This is a genomic window from Desulfosalsimonas sp. (assembly GCF_046483245.1).
Taxonomy (GTDB): domain Bacteria; phylum Desulfobacterota; class Desulfobacteria; order Desulfobacterales; family Desulfosalsimonadaceae; genus Desulfosalsimonas.
Window position 1 is genome coordinate 1 of record NZ_JAWODO010000077.1, and the last position, 9,176, is coordinate 9,176.

Annotated in this window: 11 protein-coding genes; all 11 read left to right on the forward strand. The window is 54.3% G+C overall.

All coding sequences use genetic code 11. The features are described from left to right. The coding region (locus R6U41_RS07120) for an SEC-C metal-binding domain-containing protein (protein ID WP_410269141.1) at positions 1 to 1,170 on the forward strand (1,170 nt) is incomplete at its 5' end. Positions 1,171 to 1,392: 222 nt separating this feature from the next. Then, positions 1,393 to 1,707, forward strand: a complete 315-nt coding sequence (clpS, locus tag R6U41_RS07125) for an ATP-dependent Clp protease adapter ClpS (RefSeq protein ID WP_410269142.1) — start codon at positions 1,393 to 1,395, stop codon at positions 1,705 to 1,707. Positions 1,708 to 1,710: 3 nt separating this feature from the next. Further along, complete coding sequence (gene clpA / locus R6U41_RS07130; RefSeq protein ID WP_410269143.1) at positions 1,711 to 3,951, forward strand: ATP-dependent Clp protease ATP-binding subunit ClpA; 2,241 nt, start codon at positions 1,711 to 1,713, stop codon at positions 3,949 to 3,951. 6 nt (positions 3,952 to 3,957) lie between these two features. Continuing rightward, entirely contained in the window at positions 3,958 to 4,677 is a 720-nt protein-coding gene (gene aat, locus R6U41_RS07135) for a leucyl/phenylalanyl-tRNA--protein transferase (protein WP_410269144.1), read from the forward strand. Positions 4,678 to 4,739: 62 nt separating this feature from the next. Then, entirely contained in the window at positions 4,740 to 5,306 is a 567-nt protein-coding gene (locus R6U41_RS07140) for a GAF domain-containing protein (protein WP_410269145.1), read from the forward strand. Beyond that, positions 5,306 to 6,214 (forward strand): protein kinase, encoded by a 909-nt coding sequence (locus R6U41_RS07145; protein ID WP_410269146.1) that lies wholly within the window; start codon positions 5,306 to 5,308, stop codon positions 6,212 to 6,214. Before R6U41_RS07140 ends, R6U41_RS07145 begins: the two co-directional genes overlap by 1 nt. Before the next feature lie 39 nt (positions 6,215 to 6,253). Then, the gene (locus R6U41_RS07150) at positions 6,254 to 6,700 is read left to right on the forward strand and encodes a universal stress protein (RefSeq protein WP_410269147.1); all 447 of its coding nucleotides are present in this window, start codon (positions 6,254 to 6,256) and stop codon (positions 6,698 to 6,700) included. A 63-nt stretch (positions 6,701 to 6,763) separates the two neighbouring features. Next, positions 6,764 to 7,096, forward strand: coding sequence for a histidine triad nucleotide-binding protein (locus tag R6U41_RS07155; RefSeq protein WP_410269148.1), 333 nt, complete (start codon positions 6,764 to 6,766; stop codon positions 7,094 to 7,096). After that, positions 7,097 to 8,395 carry a 3-isopropylmalate dehydratase large subunit gene (locus R6U41_RS07160; protein ID WP_410269149.1) on the forward strand — a complete coding sequence of 433 codons (1,299 nt, stop codon included), beginning with the start codon at positions 7,097 to 7,099 and terminating at the stop codon, positions 8,393 to 8,395. A 24-nt stretch (positions 8,396 to 8,419) separates the two neighbouring features. Further along, positions 8,420 to 8,956, forward strand: coding sequence for a 3-isopropylmalate dehydratase small subunit (locus R6U41_RS07165; protein WP_410269150.1), 537 nt, complete (start codon positions 8,420 to 8,422; stop codon positions 8,954 to 8,956). Then, positions 8,953 to 9,176, forward strand: a 224-nt coding sequence (locus R6U41_RS07170; RefSeq protein WP_410269151.1) for a phosphoribosyl-ATP diphosphatase, incomplete at its 3' end; no start/stop codon positions are given. The genes R6U41_RS07165 and R6U41_RS07170, both read left to right, overlap by 4 nt.

The window sequence follows — 9,176 nt, forward strand, 5'->3', positions numbered from 1 at the left end:
CGCGGTGTCGCCCACAATGTGTTAAACGCCAAAAACCACGAGGCTGAAGCCGAAATCATCGCCAATGCCGGCCAAAAGGACGCAGTGACCATTTCCACCAACATGGCCGGCCGGGGAACCGACATTGTCCTCGGCGACGGGGTGGTCGAACTCGGAGGGCTGCACATCCTGGGCACGGAGCGCCATGAGAGCCGGCGGATTGACAACCAGCTCCGGGGCCGTTCCGGGCGGCAGGGCGATCCCGGTTCTTCACGATTCTATCTTTCCCTGGAAGACGATCTGCTGCGGATTTTCGGCGGCGAGCGGATTTCCGGGATCATGAACCGCATGGGCATGAACGAAGGCGAACCCATCGAGCACAAGATGATCTCCCGGGCCATTGAAAACGCCCAGCGCAAGGTCGAGGCCCACAATTTCGATATCCGCAAGCAGCTTCTGGATTTCGACGATGTGATGAACCAGCAGCGGGAAGTGATTTACCGCCAGCGCCAGCAGGCGTTAAGCGACGACAGCCTCCGGCCCGTTATCCTGGAGATGATTGAAGAAAAGGCCGAACAGATTGCCTGGACCTATGCCCAGGAAAAAACCCCGGCAGAGGAGTGGGATTTAAAGACTTTGTCAGATGCCGTGTTCCGGCAGTTTAATTTTAAAATCGATTTGAGTCCCGGACGCCTGGAAGGACTACTGGACGCTGAGGTTCTTGCCCGCCGGATTGCCGATGAAGCCACAGCGGCCTATCACGACAAGGAAAAAATGCTGCCCGAAGAAGAGTTTCGCCATCTGGAGCGAATTGTCATGCTCCAGACCGTGGACAGCCTCTGGAAGGATCACCTGCTGTCCATGGATCATCTCAAGGAGGGCATCGGGCTGCGCAGTTACGCCCAGCAGGATCCTCTGATGGTTTACAAGCGCGAAGCCTTTGCCATGTTCCAGGAGATGATCGACCGGATCAAGGAGGAAACTCTCAAAATATTGTTCCGGATTCAGATTGCCCCCTCTGCCGAAGTCGATGACCTGGTTCAGCCCGAAGAGCAGGAAATGTCATTTTCCCACGGCAGCGGTGAGGCTGCGGCCAAAAAGCCCCACAAGCGCCAGGCGGCCAAGGTGGGCCGCAATGATCCCTGCCCCTGCGGCAGCGGTAAAAAGTACAAGAAGTGCTGCGGCAAATAGGCCTCTTTTCCCTGTTTCCTTTCATTTTGTCCTGTTGGTGATCCTTTCTGCAGGCCGCATATGATGAATTTGGGTTGAATTTTGTGTGCCAATGATTTTATAATTTTAATTATCCGGGCTGACAGTCCGGCTATCGGTGTTTATATTGAATTAAAATCCCGAAAATTTGCGCGAAATTATTTTTTCAGGCAAGAGGGGTGTTTTCGGTGAAGCGGAGGAAATATGCAGGAAAACAGGCCGGGAACCGAAGAAAAAGTAATTTCAAAGACCCGGAAATCACTTCAGGAGCCGCCCATGTACCGGGTGCTGCTCCACAATGACGATTATACTACCATGGATTTTGTGGTGGAGCTGTTGATGACCCTATTTCAGAAATCTTTCGAGGAAGCCACCCGTATCATGCTGCGGATTCACAGATCCGGAGCAGGGGTGTGCGGCGTATATACTTATGAAGTGGCGGAAACAAAGATTGAAACGGTCCATCAACTGGCTACTGAAAGAGGGTTTCCGCTGAAAAGCTCTATGGAAAAGGTGTAGCCTATGATCAGCAAGGGACTGAGCATCGTATTGAGCCAGGCCGTTAAAGAGGCCCGGAAAAGACGTCATGAGTATGTGTGCGTGGAGCACATGCTCCATGCCATACTTCAAGACAGCGTTGGCAGCGAGATTATCGAATCCTGCGGCGGCAATGTGGAAACCATCCAGCAGGAGCTGGAGCGGTTTTTTGACGAAAAACTGGAAAAAGTACCCAATGACCATGAATATATCCTCCAGCAGACCATCCGCTTTCAGCGGGTGATCCAGCGGGCGGTCAACCACGCCCGGTCCGCGGAGAAGGAATCCGTGTACGTGGGCGACATTCTGGCCTCCATCCTGGAGGAGCGAAAATCTCATGCGGCTTATTTCATGGCCGCCCAGGGCATTACCCGGCTGGACGTGTTAAACGTGATTTCCCACGGCACATCCAATGAAATGTTTAAGGAAAGCTCGGATACCGGCATTACCACGGGCAAAAAGCAGAAGAAAAAGGAAGCCGATCCCCTGGAAGTCTATGCAGTGGATCTTGTGGAACAGGCCTTGTGCGGCCGGCTCGATCCATTGATCGGCCGGCAGGTGGAAATGGACCGTACCGTGCAGGTGCTGTGCCGCAGACGAAAAAACAATCCCGTGTTTGTGGGTGACCCCGGAGTGGGCAAAACCGCCATGGCCGAGGGCCTGGCCCAGCGCATTGCCGAAGGACAGATTCCGGATTTACTAGAGGGCGCACGCATTTATGCCCTGGACCTGGGGGCGCTGCTGGCGGGCACCAAGTACCGGGGCGATTTTGAGCAGCGGCTCAAATCCGTGATCAATGAGCTGCAAAAGCGGGAAAACGCCATTTTGTTCATTGACGAGATCCACACCATTGTTGGGGCCGGGGCTACCAGCAGCGGGTCCATGGATGCCTCCAATATCTTAAAGCCCCCACTGGCAAGCGGGGAGATGCGCTGCATTGGTTCGACCACCTATGAGGAGTTTAAGAACTTCTTTGAAAAGGACCGGGCTTTTTCCCGCAGGTTTGAAAAAATTGAGATTTCCGAGCCCTCCGTCAATGACACGGTTAAAATTTTAAAGGGACTGAAATCTTACTATGAGCAACATCACTGCATCGGATACACGGATGCCGCTTTAAAGGCTGCAGCCGAGCTGTCGGCCAAGTACATCAATGAGCGCTATCTGCCGGACAAGGCCATTGATGTCATGGATGAGGCAGGGGTGCTGCTGCGGCTCACCGGTTCGGGCAGAAGAAAGCGGGTGCAGCCCACGGACATGGAAAAGGTGGTGGCCAAGATTTCCCGGGTGCCGGCCAACCGGGTGACCTCCACGGACAAGACCAACCTGGCCAGTCTCGAGCCCCGGCTTGAGGAAAAGATTTTCGGCCAGCATAGCGCCATTGCCTCCCTGGTGACGGCCATCAAGCGATCCCGGGCCGGCCTGGGTGCGCCTGAACGGCCCATTGGCTCGTTTTTGTTCACCGGTCCCACGGGTGTGGGCAAAACCGAGGTGGCCCGGCAGATGGCCGCCAACCTCGGGGTGAAGTTTCTGCGCTTTGATATGAGCGAGTATATGGAAAAACACGCCGTGGCCCGGCTTATCGGTGCGCCACCGGGCTATATCGGCTTTGAACAGGGCGGGCTGCTCACAGAGCAGATCCGGAAAAATCCCTATGCGGTCCTGCTGCTCGATGAAATCGAAAAAGCCCATATTGACATGTATAACATCCTGCTCCAGGTCATGGATCACGCGGCGTTGACCGACAACAACGGCAAGGTGGCCGATTTTCGGAACGTAATTCTGATTATGACATCCAATGCCGGTGCCAGGGAAATGGCGGCCAACACCATCGGGTTTGGCGGCAGGCAGCCCGAGGACCCTGGTCGAAAGGGCAAAAGGGCCATTGAGAATTTTTTCAGCCCGGAGTTCCGTAACCGGCTCGATGACACCATCAATTTCCAGCCCCTGACCCAGGAGATCATGGAACAGGTGGTGGACAAATTCATGGATGAACTGGCCCCGCAGCTTGCGACGAAAAAGGTCTTTGTGCGGCTTTCGGCCAATGCCCGCAAATGGCTGGCCCAAAAGGGCCATGATCCGCATTTTGGCGCCCGGCCCCTGGACCGGCTGATCCAGAAGGAAATCAAGGACGTGCTCACCGACGAGATCCTTTTCGGCCGGCTCACAAAGGGCGGCGAGGTCTTTATAAAGGTCAAAGATGACCGGCTGATGTTTTCTTTCAGCTAAAAGACCATGCCAATCTTTCGCCTTTCCGAGAAAGTGTCGTTTCCGCCGCCGCATTTTGCGGCGGCAAACGGCTTGCTGGCCATTGGCGGCGACTTAAGCCGGGAAAGGTTGCTGCTGGCTTATGAAAACGGCATTTTTCCGTGGTATTCGCCTTATGACCCGATTCTGTGGTGGTGTCCGGATCCGCGTCTGGTTTTGTATCCCGGGCAGGTGCATGTACCCGATCGCCTGCGCCGGACCATCAAAAGCGGCTGCTTCCGTGTCACAAGTGATACCGCTTTTGGCCGGGTGATCCGGCAGTGCGCCCGGGTGCGCCTGGAAAACAACGAGGAGACCTGGCTGGTCGATGACATGATCGAGGCCTACTGCCGGCTTCATGAAGACGGATACGCCCACAGCGTGGAAACCTGGCAAAACGAACAACTGGTTGGCGGGCTTTACGGGGTGTGTCTCGGCGGCTGCTTTTTTGGCGAATCCATGTTCACCCGGGCCAGAGACGCCTCCAAGGTGGCCCTGGTGGCCCTTTGCCGGCACATGGAGAAAAATCAATTTGATATGATCGACTGTCAGGTGGCAACAGCCCACCTGTTATGGATGGGGGCCCGGGAAGTGCCCAGAAAGGTATTTTTGCGCCAGCTGCAAACTTCCCTGAAAAAACCGACCCCCAGGGACAAGTGGGTGGTCCCGTTTTCGGATTTTTCCGGATCCGGAAACGGTCGGTATTGATCCCCCCGGGGCCTCTGGATGTGTCAAAAACGGCCCCTTGATGGCGATTAAAGGAGGTTTGCATGAATCACGGGCCTGAACGCAAGTTTTACCTGAAACATTTCAAGTCAATCAGCCTGGCCATTGCCACTTACGAGGATTTCACCCAGCTGGTCAACCACCTTGCTGAAGGCTTGTGCCGGACTTTCGGGGTAAAAGGCGCCAGTATCATGATTCTCGACGAAATTGAGCAGGAGCTGTTTCGGGTCAGCAGCCACGGCATCAGCGAGGCTTACGTGGAAAAGGGTCCGGTTTTTGCGGATCCGAAAAAATGCGCCTTTTACACCGGCAAGGTGGAGGTGGTGGAGGATTTTCAGTGTGACGAACGGGTGCAGTATCCCGAGGCGGCAGCCAGGGAAGGCATTGTTTCCATGATGTCGATTCCCATCAAGTACCACAACATCAATACCGGCCTTATCCGGATCTACCACAGTGACCGGCTCTGCATGCATGATGAGGATGTGGATTCGCTGAAAGTCATGGCCTGTCAGCTCGGAGTGGTCATTGAGGCCAACGGGCTGAGAAATTTTGTGGAACAGATCAAAATGGCCATTGACAATCTGCCGCCCAGAATCCGCGGGAGTTCCTGATGGCGGTGTTGACGCCGGACTTCGGGGATTTTTCCTGTATTGACTGCGGCGACGAAATCGTCCTTGGGCAACGGAGATACCGGATTACCGGATTTGAACGGGAGCGGCGCTTTGGCATCGAAGACCCCAAATTCTGGGTCAAGCGGGCCGTGGATGTGGAAACCGGGGAAAGAAAACTTTTAAAATTTGCCTTTTTTGAAAGCTTTTACACATCCCTCGCTGGTGTGAAAATCCGCTGTTTCCGGAACCCGGAAAAGGAAAGCCGGATACTCGAGCTTGTGGAGGACCATCCATTTTTCATGCAGGGCTCATCGTTTTGGGATGAAAAGGGAAACAACATCCGGGTGCTCGACATCGTGCGGGGCACCAATTTCTTTGTCAAGCTCGGAAACCTGGTCATGGATCACCGCACTTATTTTGAAACCCGACTGCCGGCAATTCTGGAGGCGCTCCTTGAATCATTTGAGGCCATACGAAAACTGCACATCAATGGATTGCGGCACGGCGATATCCGCAACGACCATCTCATCGTGGAACAGGAAACCGAAAAATACGTGTGGATTGATTTTGACTATGATTATGATGCACCGGAAAATCCGTTCAGCCTGGATTTGATCGGCATGGGAAATATTTTGCTTTATGCCATGGGCAAAGGATTTATTGAGCTCTACATGATTGCCACGGACCCGGACAGTTACCCGGGCTTGCTGGAGCGCATCAATGCCGACGATTTTTCCCTGCTTGACAAGTCCCGGTTCATGAATCTGAAAAAAATCTATCCCTATGTACCCGAAGGATTAAATGATATTTTGATGCATTTTTCCCGGGGAACCCAGGTGTTTTATGAAAACATTGACGAATTTCTCGACGATCTGCGCAACGCGGTTGCCGGCTTCTGTCTGGCGTGATAAAAGGAAAACGGGCATACATGCATGGAGGATAAGGCATTGGGTTTTTCCATACTGGTTCCGTTAAATGATTCGGTCAGTTCCCGGGGGCTGGTGAATTTTTTAATCAATATGTCCATTTGTCCGGACTCGGAGATCACTTTTGTCCATATTTTCCGCAAGCCCAGCTCGGGCGAGGAGTTGATGGGCAAAAAATTTATGGGAGAGCTGCCGGTACGCATGCAGGAAATGCTTGAAAAGGCCCGGCAGCGCCTTGTGGAGGAAAAGGGCTTTGATCCCGGAAAAATCCGCATCGAGCTGATACAGGAGCCCTATCCGACGATTACCGAAGGAATCATTGATTATTATAACCAGGGGGATTTTGACATGGTGATGATCGGCAGAAAAAAAATGTCCAAACAGGAAGAGTTCGTTCTGGGCGACATCAGCATCAAACTGATCCGGGCATTGGGCAAAACCGCAGTGCTGGTGGTGAAAACCGGCTGATGAGTGTCCGCTGCCCATCCCCGGGTATCGCAAAATCCGATAATTGTGCCGCAGGGAGGAGTTATGGCGTCTGATTGCCTGTTTTGCAAGATTGCAAACAAAGAAATGGATACGGAATTGTTGATGGAAACCGATGACCTGGTGGTGTTTAAAGACATCAACCCCCTGGCGCCGGTGCATCTGCTGTTTGTGCCAAAGCGTCATATTCGCAGCATCAACGACCTGGAAGAGACCGATGCCCCGATTCTTTCGGAGCTGATTTTTGCCGCCAGGGACATGGCCGCCAAAACCGGGGTGAGCACCACCGGGTACAGACTGTTTTTCAATGTGGAAAAGGGCGGAGGCCAGGAAATTTTTCATCTGCATATGCACATGATCGGGGGGTGGGAATCATAGATGCCGGAAAATACAGGTAAAACAGCAGCAGAAAAGATATTCGACGCTCACCGGGTCGACAACCCGGCCGGGGATATGTATGTGCTGGGCATGGATGCGGTATTCTGCCATGAAATCACCACGCCGGTGGCCATCAACGACCTGATTGCCAGGGGAAAGGACCGGGTTTTTGACCCCTCGCGCATCATGGCGGTCATTGATCATGTGACCCCGGCCAAGGACTCCAAAACCGCCATGCAGGGAAAGATCATGCGGGACTGGGCCCTGCGCCATCATATCGAGCATTTTTTCGATATCGGCAGAAACGGTGTCTGTCACGCCCTGTTTCCGGAAAAAGGATTTGTCCGGCCCGGCTATACCATTATCATGGGCGATTCGCACACCTGCACCCACGGTGCATTCGGCGCATTTGCCGCCGGCGTGGGCACCACCGACCTGGAGGTGGGGATCTTAAACGGGGTCTGTGCGTTTCGCTATCCCGATTCCATTAAAATTGAGATCACCGGTGAGCTGGCAGACGGGGTGTTTGCCAAGGATGTGATTCTGCATATCATCGGCCAAATCGGGGTTAACGGGGCCACTGACTGTGTCATTGAGTTTGCCGGTCCGGTGGTGGCGGCCATGAGCATGGAGGCGCGCATGACCCTGTGCAACATGGCCGTTGAAGCCGGGGCCACCTGCGGCATTTGCTATCCGGACATGACCACCGTGGAATACCTCTGGCCTTTTATCCGCACAGAGTATGACTCCCGGCAAGCTGCGCTGGAAGATTATCGCAGGTGGCAACCGGATCAAGACGCTGTTTACCAGCAGGTGCTGCAATTTGATGTCACGGATCTGCCCCCGCAGCTCACCTACGGCTACAAGCCGGACAAAGTGTGCCCGGTTTCGGAAATGCAGGGCACTGCCGTGGATCAAATCTATATCGGTTCGTGCACCAACGGCCGGATAGAGGATCTGCGGGTGGCCGCCCGGGTGCTTTCCGGCCGGCGGATCAGCAATTCGGTTCGGGGCATTGTGTCTCCGGCAACCCCGAAGATTTATCAAAAGGCCCTGGATGAAGGCATTATCAAAACCTTCATGGATGCCGGCTTCTGCGTGGCCAACCCCACTTGCGGCGCCTGCCTGGGCATGAGCTGCGGGGTGATCGCAGAAGGGGAGGTCTGCGCCTCCACCACCAACCGCAATTTCTACGGCCGCATGGGAAAAGGCGGCATGGTGCATTTGATGAGCCCGGCCACTGCCGCGGCCACTGCCCTTGCCGGCCATATTACCAATTCGGCACTTTACGGAACCTAAAAATCACCAGCGAGGCCAATGCATATGCATACGTTCGGCGGCAAAACCCTGTTTCTGGACCGGTCGGATATCAATACAGACGAAATTATTCCTGCCAAGTATTTAACCGAAATCTCCAAGGAGGCACTGCAGCCCTACCTGCTCGAGGATTTGAACCTCGAAGGCTTTGATCCGGCAAAAGACATTGCCGGCTGCCGGGTGATCGTGACCCGGGCCAACTTCGGCTGCGGCTCTTCGCGGGAGCATGCCCCCTGGGCTTTGGAGGTCAACGGCATCCATATGGTGATTGCGGAAAGTTTTGCCCGGATTTTCCGGCAGAACATGTTTAACTGCGGCATGCTGGCCATCGATCTGCCCGAAGAAACCATTGACCGGTTTTTTACCGAATTTGCCGGTTCGGACACGGAAATTTATGCAGACCTGGAGACAGGCGAGCTGATCGTGGAAAAACAAGGCCAACAGACAAGGATCGCCTTTTCCGTGTCTGAGTTTGACCGGGCCCTGGTGGCTGCCGGCGGATGGGTGGAGTATGCGGATGCCAGATACGGGACCGGATCATGAAAAGTTTTGAAGAACTGTTTTGGCTATTGCAGCAAAAGAAGATAACCGCGGACCCGGATTCGGGCACCGTGGCCCGCCTGATCCAGGGGCCCCACGAGATCGGGAAGAAACTGGTGGAGGAAGCCGGCGAGGTCTGGATGGCGGCCCGGTACGAAAGTCGGCAGCAGACCGCAGAGGAAATCGCCCAGCTGCTGTATCACACCCAGGTCATGATGCTGGC

What these genes read in the sequence shown, in the direction of transcription:
- clpS (WP_410269142.1), top strand. Translation starts at nt 1,393, where the DNA reads ATGCAGGAAAACAGGCCGGGAACCGAAGAAAAAGTAATTTCAAAGACC.
- R6U41_RS07160 (WP_410269149.1), top strand. Translation starts at nt 7,097, where the DNA reads ATGCCGGAAAATACAGGTAAAACAGCAGCAGAAAAGATATTCGACGCT.
- R6U41_RS07155 (WP_410269148.1), top strand. Translation starts at nt 6,764, where the DNA reads ATGGCGTCTGATTGCCTGTTTTGCAAGATTGCAAACAAAGAAATGGAT.
- clpA (WP_410269143.1), top strand. Translation starts at nt 1,711, where the DNA reads ATGATCAGCAAGGGACTGAGCATCGTATTGAGCCAGGCCGTTAAAGAG.
- R6U41_RS07165 (WP_410269150.1), top strand. Translation starts at nt 8,420, where the DNA reads ATGCATACGTTCGGCGGCAAAACCCTGTTTCTGGACCGGTCGGATATC.
- R6U41_RS07145 (WP_410269146.1), top strand. Translation starts at nt 5,306, where the DNA reads ATGGCGGTGTTGACGCCGGACTTCGGGGATTTTTCCTGTATTGACTGC.
- aat (WP_410269144.1), top strand. Translation starts at nt 3,958, where the DNA reads ATGCCAATCTTTCGCCTTTCCGAGAAAGTGTCGTTTCCGCCGCCGCAT.
- R6U41_RS07140 (WP_410269145.1), top strand. Translation starts at nt 4,740, where the DNA reads ATGAATCACGGGCCTGAACGCAAGTTTTACCTGAAACATTTCAAGTCA.